This is a genomic window from Paenibacillus helianthi, assembly GCF_001909055.1.
GTDB lineage: Bacteria > Bacillota > Bacilli > Paenibacillales > Paenibacillaceae > Paenibacillus_AQ > Paenibacillus_AQ helianthi.
In genome coordinates, this window is sequence record NZ_LVWI01000037.1 from 224,820 (window position 1) to 241,593 (window position 16,774).

At 49.7% G+C, this 16,774-nt stretch carries 12 protein-coding genes and 1 riboswitch; of the genes, 10 read left to right on the forward strand and 2 right to left on the reverse strand.

Annotated features, from left to right (window positions below; genetic code table 11):
- Nucleotides 1–122: 122 nt before the first annotated feature.
- The 8 genes from purT to mglC all read left to right on the forward strand — a co-directional run bounded on the left by purT (nt 123) and on the right by mglC (nt 10,333).
- Nucleotides 123–1,313, forward strand: coding sequence for a formate-dependent phosphoribosylglycinamide formyltransferase (gene purT / locus A3844_RS12885; protein WP_074087684.1), 1,191 nt, complete (start codon nt 123–125; stop codon nt 1,311–1,313).
- Nucleotides 1,303–1,767, forward strand: coding sequence for a GNAT family N-acetyltransferase (locus tag A3844_RS12890; protein ID WP_074087685.1), 465 nt, complete (start codon nt 1,303–1,305; stop codon nt 1,765–1,767). The genes purT and A3844_RS12890 overlap by 11 nt, the downstream gene beginning before the upstream one ends.
- Before the next feature lie 200 nt (nt 1,768–1,967).
- Nucleotides 1,968–3,617, forward strand: a complete 1,650-nt coding sequence (locus A3844_RS12895) for a response regulator (protein WP_074107576.1) — start codon at nt 1,968–1,970, stop codon at nt 3,615–3,617.
- Between the two features lie 3 nt (nt 3,618–3,620).
- Nucleotides 3,621–5,444: a sensor histidine kinase gene (locus tag A3844_RS12900; protein WP_083606824.1), complete on the forward strand. Its 1,824-nt coding sequence runs from the start codon at nt 3,621–3,623 to the stop codon at nt 5,442–5,444.
- A complete protein-coding gene (locus A3844_RS12905) occupies nt 5,441–6,457 on the forward strand; it encodes a substrate-binding domain-containing protein (RefSeq protein ID WP_074107577.1) in 1,017 nt (338 codons plus the stop codon). The genes A3844_RS12900 and A3844_RS12905 overlap by 4 nt, the downstream gene beginning before the upstream one ends.
- Nucleotides 6,458–6,598: 141 nt before the next feature.
- Nucleotides 6,599–7,675, forward strand: a complete 1,077-nt coding sequence (locus tag A3844_RS12910; protein WP_143186237.1) for a galactose ABC transporter substrate-binding protein — start codon at nt 6,599–6,601, stop codon at nt 7,673–7,675.
- 124 nt (nt 7,676–7,799) lie between these two features.
- On the forward strand, nt 7,800–9,311 hold the full coding sequence (locus A3844_RS12915; protein ID WP_074087689.1) for a sugar ABC transporter ATP-binding protein: 1,512 nt from the start codon (nt 7,800–7,802) through the stop codon (nt 9,309–9,311).
- A 14-nt stretch (nt 9,312–9,325) separates the two neighbouring features.
- Nucleotides 9,326–10,333 (forward strand): galactose/methyl galactoside ABC transporter permease MglC, encoded by a 1,008-nt coding sequence (gene mglC, locus A3844_RS12920; RefSeq protein ID WP_074107578.1) that lies wholly within the window; start codon nt 9,326–9,328, stop codon nt 10,331–10,333.
- A gap of 330 nt (nt 10,334–10,663) precedes the next feature.
- Here mglC and A3844_RS12925 read toward each other — a convergent pair whose 3' ends face one another.
- Together A3844_RS12925 and ade are read right to left on the reverse strand one after the other, a co-directional pair.
- Nucleotides 10,664–11,479 (reverse strand): GNAT family protein, encoded by an 816-nt coding sequence (locus A3844_RS12925; RefSeq protein ID WP_083606825.1) that lies wholly within the window; start codon nt 11,477–11,479, stop codon nt 10,664–10,666.
- A gap of 50 nt (nt 11,480–11,529) precedes the next feature.
- Nucleotides 11,530–13,284, reverse strand: coding sequence for an adenine deaminase (gene ade, locus A3844_RS12930; RefSeq protein WP_074107579.1), 1,755 nt, complete (start codon nt 13,282–13,284; stop codon nt 11,530–11,532).
- A 56-nt stretch (nt 13,285–13,340) separates the two neighbouring features.
- A riboswitch (purine riboswitch) is annotated at nt 13,341–13,440 on the reverse strand.
- 124 nt (nt 13,441–13,564) lie between these two features.
- On the opposite strand from ade, the gene A3844_RS12935 reads away from it, so the two are divergent.
- Both A3844_RS12935 and A3844_RS12940 read left to right on the forward strand, forming a co-directional pair.
- Nucleotides 13,565–15,526: a WG repeat-containing protein gene (locus tag A3844_RS12935; protein ID WP_074107580.1), complete on the forward strand. Its 1,962-nt coding sequence runs from the start codon at nt 13,565–13,567 to the stop codon at nt 15,524–15,526.
- A gap of 289 nt (nt 15,527–15,815) precedes the next feature.
- Nucleotides 15,816–16,580 (forward strand): CAP domain-containing protein, encoded by a 765-nt coding sequence (locus A3844_RS12940; protein WP_074087693.1) that lies wholly within the window; start codon nt 15,816–15,818, stop codon nt 16,578–16,580.
- The last annotated feature ends 194 nt before the right edge of the window (nt 16,581–16,774 follow it).

Here is a 16,774-nt window from a genome sequence, read left to right on the forward strand (position 1 = left end):
ACTTGCATTCTGACGGATGATGGAAGAAAATAAAGGAGCCTGAAAATTTACAGTTTGCATTGCGTCGTTTACAGAAACATAGAACGCAGCAATCAAATTGGCGAAAGAGGTTGAAATCGACAATGTGGGGAGCTCCTTTTTCAGCCCAGAGCCGTAAGCTGCTGCTCCTGGGCAGCGGGGAATTGGGCAAGGAAGTCATTATCGAAGCTCAGCGCCTTGGCGTAGAGACCGTAGCTGTGGATCGTTATGAAGATGCACCGGCGATGGGGGTGGCCCATCGTTCCCATGTTATTGATATGCTTGACGCGGAAGCACTAAAAAAACTGATTCGTGAAGAAAAGCCGGATCTGATTGTTCCGGAGATCGAAGCCATTGCCACACATGCACTGCAGGAGCTGGAACAAGAAGGATTCTTTGTAGTTCCTACAGCACGTGCAGCGCGGCTGACAATGGACCGGGAAGGCATTCGCCGTCTGGCCGCCGAGGAGCTGGGCCTGCCAACTGCAGCCTACCGTTTCGCGGATAGTCTGGACGAGCTGCGTCAGGCCGTAGAGATCCTGGGCACCCCGTGTGTGATTAAGCCGATAATGAGTTCGTCCGGCAAAGGACAAAGCGTATGCAAGAAGCCTGAGGATGCCGAGCATTGCTGGAATACGGCACTGGAAGGTGCACGTGCCAAAGGAACCCGGGTTATTGTAGAAGCCTTCGTGACCTTCGAGAGTGAGATCACACTCTTAACTGTACGTTCGGTCAGCGGTACGCTATTCTGCCCTCCGATCGGCCATATTCAGAAGGACGGCGACTATGTGGAGTCCTGGCAGCCTCATCAGATGAATGCAGCCGAGTGGGCTGAGGCTCAAGAAATCGCCCGCGCAGTTACAGACCAGCTTGGCGGGTATGGGATTTTTGGCGTGGAGCTGTTTCTTACGGATCATGGTGTATTGTTCAGCGAAGTCTCACCGAGACCGCATGATACAGGCATGGTTACTATGATTACACAGGATTTATCGGAATTTGCTCTGCATGTCAGAGCCATTCTTGGATTTCCGCTCGACTCGGTGCAATTGCTGTCACCGGGCGCATCAGCAACATTGAAGGCAGAAACAGCCGGACAAGCTTTTAGGGTAACCGGTATTGGCGAAGCGCTGGCGCTTCCCCGTACACAGGTCCGTGTGTTCGGCAAACCGGAGATCCGCCCTGGACGGCGGATGGCCGTAGCGTTAAGTGCAGCGGAAGATGTGGAAATCGCGCGGACGACAGCCAAGCAGGCGGCGTCTATGCTAAAAGTGGAGGTAATTGAGGATGAACAGTAGTACTCAGGAGCAGGTACTGCAAATTCGCAAATGCGGCTTGAATGATCTGGAGAGAGTGACAGCCCTTCTGCGGGAATTCGGCTATCCGACAACGCTTAGCGTGATGAAAGAAAGAATGGAAGACATGGAGAATGATCCGTTCCACTGCACTCTCGTTGCAGAACTGGATAATGAAGTTGTGGGAATGGTTGGACTACGGAAGGTAAGATCCTATTACAAGCATGCAGACTGTATTATGGAGATTACCGCACTGATCGTAGCAGAGGAGCTTAGAGGCAACGGACTTGGCAAAAGACTGGTGGCCTCAGCAGAAGACTGGGCACGCCAGCAGGGATGCTGCCAGCTTTTCCTGAGAAGCGGTAATCGGGTGGAACGTGCGCCGGCACATGCTTTCTACCGTCATATCGGATTTGAGAAAACCACCGGCTACCGCTTCAACAAATCATTGCTATAGACCATACGCACCAATCATCCCCATCCCGGTTCAAGCGGGATGGTTTTTTTTGCTCATATGTTCTATTTCTCCATACACATACGCATTCTATGTATTGCCTTCGCCAATCCACCTTCCTTAACTTAACCATAGATTGAGTCGTTCGAATCAGATAGAATGGGTGTAGAATGACCTAAACCTGATCCAAAGAGGGATGAAAAATGTATAAATTGATTCTAGCCGAAGACGAAGAAGATGTAAGAGAAGGGATTATCGCGCAAATCGACTGGGAGCACTACGGGTTTGAGGTTGTGGATCAGGCAGAGAACGGGCGGGAAGCCGCGGACTCCATTGACCGGCTGCTGCCGGACGTAGTCGTAACCGATATCCAGATGCCATTTATGAACGGGCTGCAGCTGGCGGAATGGGTCCGCAGCCGTCACCCCAATACGAAGATAATTATCTTGACCGGATATGATGAATTCGAATACGCCCAGAAGGCGATCAAGCTGCAAATAGATGAATATATTTTGAAACCGTTTTCTGCACAGGAGCTGATTGACGTTCTGCTTAAGGTAAGGGCAACGATAGAGGCGGAGATTGCCGAGAAAGAGAATGTGTTTGTACTCAGTGAGCATTACCGCAAAAGTCTGCCGGTGCTCCGTGAGCAGTTTCTCTCCTCTCTGGTCTCCCGCAGGCTCCCAGCTGCAGAGATTGCTGAAAAGAGCGCTGAATACGGTATAGAATTAAGCGGTGCGCGGTTTCAGGCTTCCGTGATCCGTGTGGATTATATCCGCGAGGGCGGGGAAGAGACCGTGGCAACCAAACGGCCTGTATCGCTCAGAGATACGGGTGAACGTAATCTTCAGCTCTTTGCCGTACTGAATATTGCTGAAGAAATCTGCCAAAAGCATGGCTTCGGCAAAGTATTCATCTACCGCGATGATGTGGTGCTGCTCTCGGTCAGCGAAGACAGGGATGAAGCTGTGATTACCAGCCGAACCTATGCTATTCTCGAAGAAATTCGCCAGAATGTGCAACGTTTTCTTAAGCTTACTGTGACAGCGGGCTCAGGTACGGCCTGCCATTCACCAGCTCTCTTGTCCCATTCTTTCAACGATGCGCTGCAGGCGCTGGATTATCGTCTGATTCTTGGAAATAATAGAGTGATCTGGATTGAAGACGTAGAATCCCGGGTTGGGCGTATGCTGGCTTATGACGAGCTGACCCAGCAGTCGCTGATCCGTACGATCAAGCTGGGTACCCTCCAGGAATTGAGAGAGGTAGTGGACGAGCTCTTTGGTGGATTGGATGCGGCACTGGTGAGCACGCAGGAATATCAGATTTTTCTGCTGGAGATCATCACCACGATACTTCGGGTAGCCAAGGAATCGGGCAGTGAGATGAGCGATTTTAACGGCTTGGGATTTTCCTCCCTGACAGAGATTCAGAAATTCAACAATATGGGTGAGGCCAGGGAATGGATTATCGGTGTGTGCAGCCGGCTCATGGATTCCATTGCCTCGGAGCGGCAGTCCAGCTACAAGCAACTAATCGACCAGGCCAAGGATTATATCCGCAGCCATTATGAGGAATCCGATATTTCTATCGGCAGAGTCTGCCAGCATTTGCACATCAGCACCGGCTACTTCAGCAGCATTTTTAAGAAAGAAATGAAGATGACCTTTGTCAGCTACCTGCTGCAGATCCGTCTCGAAGCGGCCAAAGAGCTACTGCGTTCGACAGAGCTTAAGGCGTTTGAAATTGCCGAAAGAATCGGCTTTGCCGACCCCAACTATTTCAGCTTTTGCTTCCGCAAGAAATATGGTCAATCGCCAAAAGAGTACAAAAACAGCTCACGGGGAGGATAAGCTATGAACAAGCCGAAGGCCTATTTTTTTCCGCTTCGCCCGCAGCCGCGCAAGCGGGGCAAGCTTCGCTTGTCCTCCAAGTTGCGGAGTATCCAGCTCATTATTACGTTAACCTTTACGGCGGTCACTGTGCTTATTGCAGTGATCGTTAGTTTTATGCTGTACAACAAATTTGCTGCAACCGCCGAAAAGAATGCCAATATGAACATGCAGCAGATTATTGAGCAGGTGAATTATAACCTGGAGCTGTATGTCAAAGGGATGGGAAGTATTTTTGAAACAGCGGAGAAGCAGATTACAGCCAGTCCTTCTATTGATTCTTCCCTGCTAGGCGAGCGGATGGATACACTGATGAGCAGCCGTGAAGATCTCGTCTCGGTAGCGGTGTTCACCCCTAAAGGTAAATATGTGGTCGGCACACCGGGCCAGAATATGCGACTCAACACCCAGCTGCAAAGTCAAAGCTGGTTCACTTCGGCTATCAAAAGCTCTGAGATTTCCTACTCTGCTCCACATATACAGAACTTGTTCAAGGGGCGTTATACCTGGGTGGTCTCCATCAGCAAGATGATTGAATACAAAGAAAACGGGCTTACCAAAACGGGTGTTCTGCTGATCGACTTCAATTTCCGTACGATTGATCAGCTCAGCCGACAAGTAAAGTTGGGTAACAGAGGGTATGCTTACATTCTTGATCGGCAGGGCAACATTGTTTATCATCCACAGCAGCAGCTGATTTATGCCGGGCTGAAGTACGAGAATGTAGAGCCGGTGCTGGCGTATGAATACCGCAGCTATCTGGATGAATCTACCGGGGAGAAACGCTTTATCACCGTACGCACATTGGCCCAGACAGGCTGGAAGATCGTCGGTGTGGCCTATTACGATGAGATTGTGACGACCAAGCGCGACCTGAACCATTTTTTGATCTGGTTTTTGGGTTTCGTTATCCTAGGTGTAATCGTGTTATCTATCTTCTTGTCCTGGCTGATTGCCAGTCCCATCCGCAAGCTGGAACGGACGGTCAAGCTGGTTGGAGAAGGGGATCTGAACACACCGATTGACGTCAGCGGTGCTTATGAGGTTGAACAGCTGTCCCGGCGCTTTAACATGATGCTGCAGCGGATCAGGCAACTCATGGACCAGATTATCTATGAGCAGGAAACCAAGCGCAAGGGTGAGCTGGAGGTGCTGCAATCGCAGATTAACCCCCATTTTTTATATAACACACTGAATTCGGTCATCCGGCTGGCGGAAAGAGGCAAAACGGATGAAGTGGTGACGATGATCCAATCCCTGTCGAAATTTTTCCGCATCAGTCTCAGTAAAGGGAAAAATATGATTACCATGCAGGAGGAGCTGGATCATATCCGGCATTACCTGGTCATTCAGAGCTTCCGCTTCAAAAACAAATTCCGCTATGAGATTAAGGCACAGGACGAGGTTCTGACGTACCAGACGATCAAGCTGATTCTGCAGCCGATTGTGGAGAATGCCCTCTACCATGGCATTGAAATGATGCCCGATGAAGGACTGATTACTATTACTGCAGAGCTGCAGGAGGGGATGATTGTTATCCGGATCAGTGACAACGGGCTTGGCATGAATCAGGAGACACTGAAAACGATTCTGAGCGGCGGTAAAACCAGCGGCGGATCAGGTGTAGGAGTCCGGAACGTGAACGAACGGATCGGTCTTGTCTACGGACGGGAATACGGACTCACCTTTGAAAGTGAGATTGAAGAAGGGACAACAGTTACGGTCATCTTTCCTGCGGTCCGGGCCCAGGAGGGGCCAGAAGAAGGAAAGGAGGAATCCGTACAATGAGAAACTTACGCTTAGGGGTTGTTTTACTGGTGTGCTTAGTGTTGGGGTTTACGGTCACTTCCTGCCTGGGTACTTCTCCGGCCTACATCAGCACAACTAAAACACACAACGTCCATATGATTGTAAAAATGAACAAAGGCGACTACTGGAACACTGTGAAGCTGGGTGCGGAGGCCGCTGCCAAGGAGTTCAATGTGAAGCTGACGTTCAAAGCGCCGGATTCTGAGAGCGACATCGACGAGCAAATCACGATGGTAGAGGAGTCCATCAAGCAGAAGGCTGATGTAATTATACTTGCAGCCAGCAGTTATATGGGGCTCGCGCAGGTGGTGGACCAGGCCGAATATTATAAGATTCCTGTAATTTCAGTAGATGCGGAGGTAGGTTCAGCCAAGGTCAAAACCTATGTGGGCTCAAACGGCTATGAAGCCGGGCAGAAATCTGCAGAAAGGCTGATTGAGCTTTTAAATGGCTACGGGGAGATCGGCATCATCAATTTCACAAATTCCACCGGACACCAGGGCTCATCCGGATCGATTGATTATGGTGCACGGGATGCGAACGAACGGGAGATGGGCTTTCTGAACTATGCTGCCCGGTTTCCCAATATTGAGGTCGTTCAGATTTCCTATACTTCATCCAATACTAGCGACGCTGAACAACTGACCCGGGATATGCTGTTGAACCATCCTGATCTCCGGGGCATTGCCACCCTGAATGAAACGGCTTCACAGGGTGCGGGCAATGTGATTCAGGAGCTGGGCTTCAGCCAGTTGAAGATGGTCGCCTTTGACAGCTCTCCGTCCATGATGGAGCTGCTGCAGAATGGGACGGTTCAGGCCACCGTCATCCAGAATCCCTTCAGCAACGGATATTTAGCCGTCAAATATGCCGTAGAAGCCTCTGAAGGCATTGAAGTGCCTGAACGTGTGGATACCGGCACGAAGCTGATCGACCTGGAGAACATGTTATGGCCGGAGAACCAGAAGTTATTATTTCCCTTTGTCCGGTAGAAGGCTCACATCATTAGAATTTTTATAAAAATGAGTAGGATTTTATATTCGCAACCGCTTTCACGTCGGGCATAATAAGGATGTACCCGGGACATACTGGGCACAACTAAAAAGAAACATATATCAGGAGGTCAAATAATTATGAAAAAAATCACTTCCGTTTTACTAGCTAGTGCTTTGCTGGGTGCAGCTCTCGCAGGCTGCGGCGGCAACAATAATGCTAAGACTGACAATACAGGCAACGCTGCAAAAGCTACCAACAGTGCAAACTCCGGTGCTGCTGGTAAGACTCCAAAGGTCGGCGTGGCTATCTACAAATTTGACGATACGTTCATGACCGGTGTCCGCAATGCCATTGACACAGCTGCCAAAGGCATCGCTACTGTAGACATCGTAGACAGCCAGAACTCACAGCCTACACAGAACGACAAGGTGGACCTTTTCATCACCAAGAAATACGACGGCATGCTGATCAACCCGGTTGACCGCACAGCAGCAGGCGTAATTATCGATAAAGCCAAAACAGCAAATATTCCGGTAGTATTCCTGAACCGCGAACCGCTTCCAGAAGATATGAAGAAATGGGATAAAGTATACTACGTAGGCGCTAAGGCTGAAGAGTCCGGTACGATGTCCGGCCAGCTGATTGTAGACTACTGGAAGGCTCATCCAGAAGCTGATAAGAACAAAGACGGCGTGCTCCAATATGTAATGCTGAAAGGCGAACCTGGACACCAGGATGCCGAGCTGCGTACCACCTACTCCATCCAGGCCATCGAAGATGCCGGCATCAAGGTAGAGAAACTGGCTGAAGACACAGCCATGTGGGATCGTGTAAAAGGACAAGAAAAAATGGCAGCCTTCCTCGGCTCCCACGGTGACAAGATTGAAGCCGTTCTTGCCAACAACGATGATATGGCCCTCGGCGCGATTGAAGCTCTGAAAGCTGCGGGATACTTCACTGGCAACAAGTATATGCCGGTTGTAGGGGTAGATGCGACGGCTCCAGCTGTTCAAGCGCTGCAAGACGGAACCATGCTTGGTACGGTGCTGAATGATGCCAACAACCAAGGTAAAGCTGCAATCACATTGGCTGCATTGCTGGCCAAAGGTGAAACGCCTACCAAAGAAAATGTGGGCTTTAACATCACAGACAACCAATACGTATGGATTTCCTACAAAAAAATCACTAAAGATAATGTAGCTGACGCGAAATAAAGCTTAATACAAATAAAGCCGGGGAGTGGAAAACTGCTCCCCGGAATTCCTTACGGGTAGGAAGCAGAAGGGAACCGCTGTGCCTCTCATGGAAAAAGAAAAATAGCGTAGGGGGCGTAACAACATGGCAAAAACTGAATTTTTGCTGGAAATGAACAATATTACCAAAGAATTTCCCGGTGTAAAGGCGCTGGACGGCGTCAGCCTGAAAGTTAGGCCGGGTTCGGTCCATGCACTGATGGGTGAGAACGGCGCAGGCAAGTCTACACTCATGAAATGTCTGTTTGGGATCTATTCACCGGATGCCGGTGAGATTTTTCTGGATGGTGAAAAGGCTAATATAACCAACTCCAATGATGCTTTGGGTCACGGAATCTCCATGATACACCAGGAGCTGCATCCTGTGCCGTTCCGCAATGTGATGGAGAATATCTGGCTGGGGCGTTTTCCGACGAAAGGGTTCGGACCGATTCAGTTCATTGACCACAAGAAAATGTTTACTGACACTGAAAACCTTTTCAAGGATCTGGATATCGATCTGAATCCCGAAACCCTGGTAGGCAAACTGTCTGTATCCAAAATCCAATCTATCGAAATCGCGAAAGCCGTCTCTTTTCATTCACGCGTTATTGTAATGGATGAACCTACCTCCTCGCTGACCAGTGTGGAAGTGGAGCATTTGTTCCGGATTATCCGGGATCTGCAAAAAAGAGGCGTGTCCATTATTTATATATCCCATAAAATGGAGGAAATCCTCGAGATTTCTGACGAAGTGACGATCATGCGTGACGGCAAAAAAATCGGTACCTGGCCTTCAGCAGAGCTGACAACAGATCTGATTATTTCCAGAATGGTCGGCCGCGACCTCACGAACCGGTTCCCTGAACGCTCCAACGTTCCCGGTGAGGTTTTCCTGAAAGTGGAAGGGCTTACATCGCCAGAACCGAGATCGTTCAAGGATGTATCCTTTGAGCTCAGACGCGGTGAGATTCTGGGTGTCGGCGGTCTGGTTGGCGCACAGCGTACGGAGGTTATCGAGGCCCTGTTCGGACTTCGTGCAATAAAATCCGGAAGCATTTCCATTGCTGGCAAGAAGGTTAATATCCAGTCGCCGCAGGACGCCAAAAAACACGGGTTGGCACTGCTTACCGAGGAACGCCGGGTAACAGGTATTTTCCCGGTGCTGTCCGTTCATGAGAATGGGGCTATTGCCAATCTGGACCGTTACCAGACGCCATATCTGCTGCTTGACGGCAAGAAGAAAAAGGTTGAAGTCGATAAGATGATTGAAAAGCTGCGTACCAAGACACCAACTACGAAAACGCAGATTATGAATTTATCGGGGGGGAATCAGCAAAAGGTGCTGCTCGCCAGATGGCTGCTTACCGAGCCTGAGGTACTGCTGCTGGATGAACCAACCCGCGGGATTGACGTCGGGGCCAAATTCGAAATCTATTCGATCATCGCCGATTTGGCGAAGCAAGGCAAAAGCATCATCATGATCTCTTCGGAAATGCCGGAACTGCTCGGAATGTCCGACCGCGTAATGGTTATGTCTGAAGGCAAGCTGACAGGAATACTAGAAGGCGAGCAGGCTACGGAAACCGAAGTTATGCGTCTCGCTGCACAGCATTAAGGGGGAAACTACTAATGAACGTTAAAAAAGCTCAATCCTTTGTCACTCAAAACGCGATCTATATCGTACTCGTACTGCTGATCATGGGTATTATCATCTATGAGCCAAGCTTTATGTCCATCAATACGCTGCGTGACGTCCTGATTCAATCCTCCACACGTGTAATTATCGCTCTGGGTGTGGCCTTTATTCTGATCACAGCAGGTACGGACTTATCCGCAGGACGTGTTGTAGGGTTCACGGCGGTTATCTCCGCTTCGATGCTGCAAATTCCGGATTATTCTCGCCGGTTCTTCCCTGATCTTCCGCAGGTGCAGGTATGGCTTCCAATCGTAATCGCTATCGTTGCCGGTCTGCTCTGTGGTCTCGTGAACGGGATTATTGTCTCCAAGCTAAATGTTCCGCCATTCATTGCTACACTCGGTACGATGCTGATTGTATACGGTTTGAACTCCCTGTACTTTGATATGGACCCGAACCAATCGCAGCCGATCGGCGGTCTGCGTCCTGACTTCACCAAAATAGGCTCCGGTTTTATAGGTGAAGGAAAATATTCTATTCCGTACATTGTCATCATAGCCCTTGTAGTCGCCGCCATTGTATGGGTGCTCTTCAACAAAACCAAGCTGGGCAAAAACATGTACGCTATCGGCGGCAACATGCAGGCTGCCAAGGTATCCGGGATCAACGTATCCAAGAACCTGATCTACATCTACGCTATTGCTGGTGCCCTGTACGGTCTGGCTGGTGTGCTTGAGGCTGCCAGAACAGGCGGCGCAACAAACAACTACGGTAACATGTACGAGCTTGATGCCATCGCGGCTTGCGTAGTCGGCGGCGTATCCACTACAGGCGGTATCGGTACGGTGCCGGGCGTTCTCGTCGGTGTAATTATCTTCACCCTGATCAACTACGGTCTAACCTTTATCGGCATCAGCCCTTACTACCAATTGATTATCAAAGGTCTGATCATTATTGCGGCGGTATCGTTTGATATGCGGAAATATTCGTCGAAGAAGTAAGCGAAACAACAACAATAACTACTTAAGGTGATTGGGGCGTGGCTACGGTGAGTGTTTGGGCTTTCGGCCGCTGTTAGGTTTGGATTTCCTGATTTAAACCGCTGGTCGCGGTAGAAATCCAAACCTAAAGGCGGACGCATTCGCTCCTACAGCTCCAAACCTCCCCTCCACCATTTGCATCACCTTAGGTAGTTTCCCTCCCCGCTTCGCGAGGGGGAGGGGCAGTATAAAAAGCGTTTGCTGGGTATCCGGCAAACGCTTTTTTTGTAGTGCTGAGGGAGTCTATTGGAACATGATGCCAGTGAGGTGATTAAGGCGTGAAAAGCAGCATCAAGTTCCTTTCTTCACCCAATTAGCTCTGATGTAGCCAATTCTCATTCCTGCTCTTTCCATATTGTTCTGGCTTGTCGAAGTATACGCACATTGACCTACAACTAACTCGCATTTTTGTAATGCTGCTTCGTACATGCGCTTACCTAAAAATGCTGATTGCAGACCCTGTCCTCTAAACTCAGGAAGCGTGGCGGCAAAGGTCAAGGATGCAATCCCGCTATGGATATACATTACCGCAACCCCGGCAGGAATTTCATTTACGAATCCAAGGGAAATACGCCATCCGGAGCGATTGAATAATACTTTATTATTTGCTGCAACGTACTTTGAACCACTTTCCGCTGAACCGCTGCCCAAACAATGTAACTTACCATATAGTTCGAATTCGTCTTCATTTATTTCACGAATGAATATATTGGATGGATAGTCCGGATAAACCTCATTTGGAATACCATACATAGATGTATGGAAAGTGTTTTGATAAAAACCTTTACTGGATAAATACTGAAGTAGCTCAGGGCTGGACTTAGAAGGGATAATTTCAAATTGGCAAGGTCTGTCACGTTCATGATAAAAATGAATAATTTCATCTACTTGGTCTATATCATCAAGTGTGATGCCTTTAACGGTATTAAAAGCCCCCCATGGCATTGTTTTAACATATATCGCCGTTGTATTACCAAATTTCTCTATCTCGGCTCCTTCAGGGTTGCCCGCTCGTTCACGTATGGCTTTTACTCTGGAAACCATATAATCAATTTCTGATTTTTCGATCCGTTCAGCAAGCTCTCTGGTGATAACAGGGAATGGCAAGTTATATTCACTCCTTCCAAATTAATTCTTAATATCTAAGCAAACATGCCCTAGTCTATTACCTCAATCCCGATATGCGAATAAGAGGCGAAGTCGAATAAACCCCGGTCTGTCAGCTTGAGCGCAGGAATGACCGGCAGGGCCAGGAAGGATAAGGTCAGGAAAGGATTGAAGTGATCCGGTGCACCGATCTCACGAAGGGCGGCGTACAGCTGCTTCATCTCGGCATAGACCTGTTCATACCCCTGCTCGGACAGGAGTCCTGCTACCGGAAGCGGCAGGGAGGCAAGAATTTTGTCACCGGATACTACAGTCAGTCCGCCGTTCATAGCTTCGATGTGGCGAATGGCGGTGAGCAGCTCCAGATCGGAAACACCGGCGGCGATAATGTTATGCGAATCATGAGCTACGCTTGCCGCGATGGCACCTTTGGAGAACTGAAAGCCTTTTACGATACCCAGACCGATATTCCCGGTACGGTTGTGTCTTTCCACTACAGCTAATTTGAGCAGATCCTGCTGAACGGAAGGGGCGAAGCAGCCATTCTGCACCTGAACCTGTTCCTTGAGGTGGCGGGTTACGATTGAGTTTGGAATAATTCCGATAACATTGCAGTAGCCGGACTCTAGAGGGATTGAGAGATCACCGTTTTCCACATTGGCCAGGCGGCAGCTCTCGGCAATTGAACTTTGAACCTCAGCCGCTGTATTTTCTGTGAAAGCTCCTGTAACAAGCCCGCCATTGTCAACAACACATTCGCCTTGTTTAAAGACCTGTGAGATGGAGAGTGAATTCAGATCATCCAGCAGCACCAGATCCGCCCGGTATCCTGGTCCAATGGCGCCCCTGTCTTGAAGCCCGAAGCATTCCGCTGTGTTCAGCGTTGCCATCTGGATGGCTGTGATGGGATCAAGGCCTCTGCGGATGGCGAGCCGGATGTTATGGTCCACGCTGCCTTCTTCCAGCAGATCATCGATTAATTTATCGTCGGTCACGAAAAGGCAGCGTCTCGCATTCTTTGCAGTGACGGCGGGCAAAAGGGCTTCCAGATCCTTGGCGGCGGTTCCTTCACGGATCATTAGATACAGGCCCAGGTCAAGGCGTTGTTTGGCCTCCTCCGCATGGACACATTCATGATCTGTCCGGATGCCGGCTGCACGGAAGATGTTGAGGTCTTCCCGGGCAATCCCGGCAGCATGCCCGTCGATCCGTTTCCCTTGGTCAAGTGCACCGGCCAGCTTATCCAGCATCCCAGTGTCAGGCCCTGCCAGCGCGGGGAAATCCATTACTTCTGCGAGTCCCAGCACCATGGGGTCGGCATACAGCGGGCTCAGGTCAGCGGCCTCCAGCCGGGCTGCACAGCTCTCGAACTTCGTTGCCGGCACACAAGAGGGGAGCATGACGTAAATATCCACCGCCAGGTCTCTGGAGCGCTCCAGCATGTATTTAATACCCTCTACCCCGGCCACGCTGCCGATTTCGTGCGGATCGGTGACTACTGCTGTCACTCCATGCTGCAACACCACTTTGGCAAATTCCTTGGGAGTCAGCATGGAGCTCTCAATGTGTACATGCCCGTCGATCAGGCCGGGAATAATCCATTTTCCGGAGGCGTCTGCCGTCCGTTTGCCTTCATAGGAGCCGATTCCTGCAATATATCCATCCACAATGGCAATATCGCCCTCCATTAGCTCACCAGTGAATACATTGACTATGGTTCCGCCTTTGATTACAAGGTCCGCCGGGATTTGCTTGCCTGCCACCTGAATGCGTCTTGTGAGCAGGGATTTCGTACTGTTACTCATAGGTTTCACTTCCTTGTCTGTGTTAAGGTATGCCAAAAATCCTGATCACAAAAAAATGCACACCGGCATTTTTTTGTAATCAGGATTTTACGGTTCCTGGTAGAGACCCCCGGCCCTTATCGCCGAAGTTATACAAAAATGTTATGTCTATAGTATGCGAGGTCGCCATGAATTTCAAGATCACACCACATGTCATATAGAACCCTGCCTGCTTAGGCACATAAATCCGCCCCTGCCCATATCCTGTAGGCATAAGGTTATGGTAAAGGGGAGCGAATGGATGCTGAGGATCAAATTGAATGAGCTGGGTAAAGGCTGGGATACCGGCCTTGTCCAGACTGAAGTATGGCGGTGGGACGGAATCGGCTGGAACGAGTGCATTCCCCAGCAGGAAGAGGATTTTATCCGGGCAGATGACGAGCTGTTCGTAACGATCCCCGCGGTAGAGGGATTGTACCGGGTGGACTATTTCCGTAAACCTCCCGAACCGCAGATTGTACTCCCAGAAGTAGAGGAGAGCGCGTTGAGGGCTGATCTGCTGCACCCTGCGCCTTTCAAGCTGAAAGAGGGCACACTGTGGGGATACATTAATAATGAAGGCCGGACAGCCATTGAGCCCAGATACGACTATGCCGAGGATTTTCAGCCGAACGGTCTGGCTATAGTGCAGCGTAAAGACAGAAGCGGGCTGATTGACGGCACCGGAAAGGAGAAGGTAAAACCCGTCTATTCCTTTATTGCCCCCTTTTCCGAGGGCCGGGCTGTAGTCTCCGATGCGAAAGGGTATACCCTGATTGATGAAAAAGGCAAAGAGGTCACTTCCGCCCGCGCAGACTATTTGAATTCGCTGCATGAAGGACGGGCGCTTTTTTCCAGACAGAGCACCACAGGTACTTCCCGCTATGGCTACTGGGATGCTCAGGGCAAAGAGGTACTGCCTGCCGTATATGAGGATGCTGGTGATTTTATGGGTGGAACGGCACTCGTCAAAATCAAGGATGGAGAATTTGCACTGATCGATCCGCAGGGAGCGGTATTGCATTCTTATCACTATCCGTTTGTGGGGTATCCGGGGGACGGACTGCTGGCGTTTCAGGCAGAAGAGAACGGCAAATACGGCTATCTCCGCACGGATGGAACGATTGCAATACAGCCGCAATTTACCGCTGCACTGCCTTTTTCCGGGGGAAGAGCGGTCATCAATACAGCAGCTGATTACGGTAATGCCTACGGGCTGATTGATATGAAGGGACAACAGATCATCCCGGCCACCTATTACGAGGTGCTGCAGCTTGGCGAGGATCGCGTTGCACTCGGAACCCCCCTGGATGCTGCCCGGCCTTACATCGGGTCTCGTTATGTCATCGCAGATGCGGTAACCGGAAGGATCCTCAGCAATCATCCCCTGCTCGGTGTGAACAATTATCAGAATAGCCTGGCGTCCGTATATGATGCCAAAGAGACTTATTTTATCGATAAAAGCGGCCAAAAGGCCGCCCAGCCCCCCGTTATCCCTGGTGCTGGCACTCTGTCCTTCAGCGGCAGTCTGATCCGGGCGGATGTAGATCTGCGCATGTCTTATTATGACCGCAGCGGCAAACAGGTATGGAGACAAAACAGTGTGATTCCGCTTCGGCCGCCATATTCCGTACTGGAGAAAAAATATAAGCCGAACAAAGACTATCTGGTCTATTATCCCGTGGTGGAAGGCATTGCTATTACGGATGTGTCCAGAGTAGTGAACGACAAGCTGCGCAGCCTTTCTCTTGCTGAGGGTGCAGGGACAGGCGGTACGGCTCAGGATTTCAGCTATACCGGTGATTTTAACGTATCCTTCTTCCGTAAAAATCTCCTGGTCCTGGAGCTGAACGGGTATCGCTTCCCATTCGGAGCAGCACACGGGATGCCGACAAAAATCTATACGCATATCAATCTGCGGAACGGTAAATTTTACAGGCTCGGCGATTTGTTCAAACCGGGCAGTAAATATGTGCAGAAGCTTAGTGATATTGTCGGTAAGCAGATTGCGAATGATCCCCAGTACTCCTATGTATTTCCCAATACCTATAAGGGCATTACCGCAGACCAGCCGTTTTACGTGGATGAAGAGGCACTATATCTGTATTTTGCCCCTTATGAAATTGCGCCGTATGCTGCCGGATTTCCTACGTTCCGTATTCCTTATGCGGAGATTATGGGACTGATCTCAACCGAGGGGGAGTTCTGGCAGTCTTTTCACTAAGAGGAGCTCTGCCCTGTCCCGGTATATAATGTAAGAAAATTTAACAAAATATACGGCTGCCGTTCCAGAAGGAGCGGTGTTGCCGTTTTTTTTCGCGGAATACAAGCCTTAGACAGTCTGCCGCTAGACGGGACAAGCGGTCTGAACTCTACTAGTTCCCAGAATTTAGAAGCGCACAGCAAATAGATTTGTGTTACAATGACTGAGGAACAAATTACAACTTTGTAATATTTGATTCAGCGACTCTTGGCAGAAGACCAAACTACAACAAGAACAAGGAGATGGCAGAATGAAGAGCAAGACTTTAAGAGCAGTGATTGGTGGAAGTGTAGCGGCTGTTATGGCGCTTAGCATCTCTCTTCCATTACAAGCAAATGCAGCATCGGAAACTCAGACGATGACCATAAAGACCACTAACTTTGCACAATTCATGGAATATCTGAAACAATACAGCACAAACGGATTTTCGTTGGACGGTTCCACGGTAACTTTTACGAAGCTTCAGCCTGTTGTTACAAATCCGGCAGCAGCTGCTCCAACAGCTACAGCGAAGCCTGCCGCAACACCAGCGCCTGCGGTTCAGCCCGTAACGCCTGTGGCAACACCAGCACCAACGGCTAAACCCGTAGCAACAGCCAAACCTGTAGCAACAGCTGCGCCAATAGTGGCAGATACGTCCGGAACTGCTGCATTTACCCAGCAGATCGTAACATTGGTCAATAAGGAACGCGCAGCAGCTGGACTTGCGCCTGTAGCAGCACTAGCCAGCCTTAACAAGGTAGCGGCAGCCAAGGCAACAGATATGCGTTCGAACAATTACTTTTCCCACACGTCTCCAACGTACGGATCACCCTTTGACATGATGTCTTCTTTCGGCGTGACTTATCAGTATGCAGGTGAAAATATCGCTATGGGACAAAAAACACCTCAGGAAGTCATGACCGCTTGGATGAACAGCACCGGGCACCGGGCCAACATTCTTAGTGCGAATTTCAATTATATCGGCGTTGGTTTTGACAATAACTACTGGGTACAAGAGTTCATCGGCAAGTAAGCTTCAAAAGCTTCAATCCCTGCAAGGTATAACGGTTCCTCTTTCAATCCCAAGAGAACCGCAGCTGTATCAGCATTTAACCGTTCTCCGGCGCAGCCGGGGAGCGGTTTTTTTAAGAATATAAGGATTAATATGTATTAAGGTATCAATCATGGTTATATTTCTACGCTGAAACGGGTACCGTCCTTTGAAGG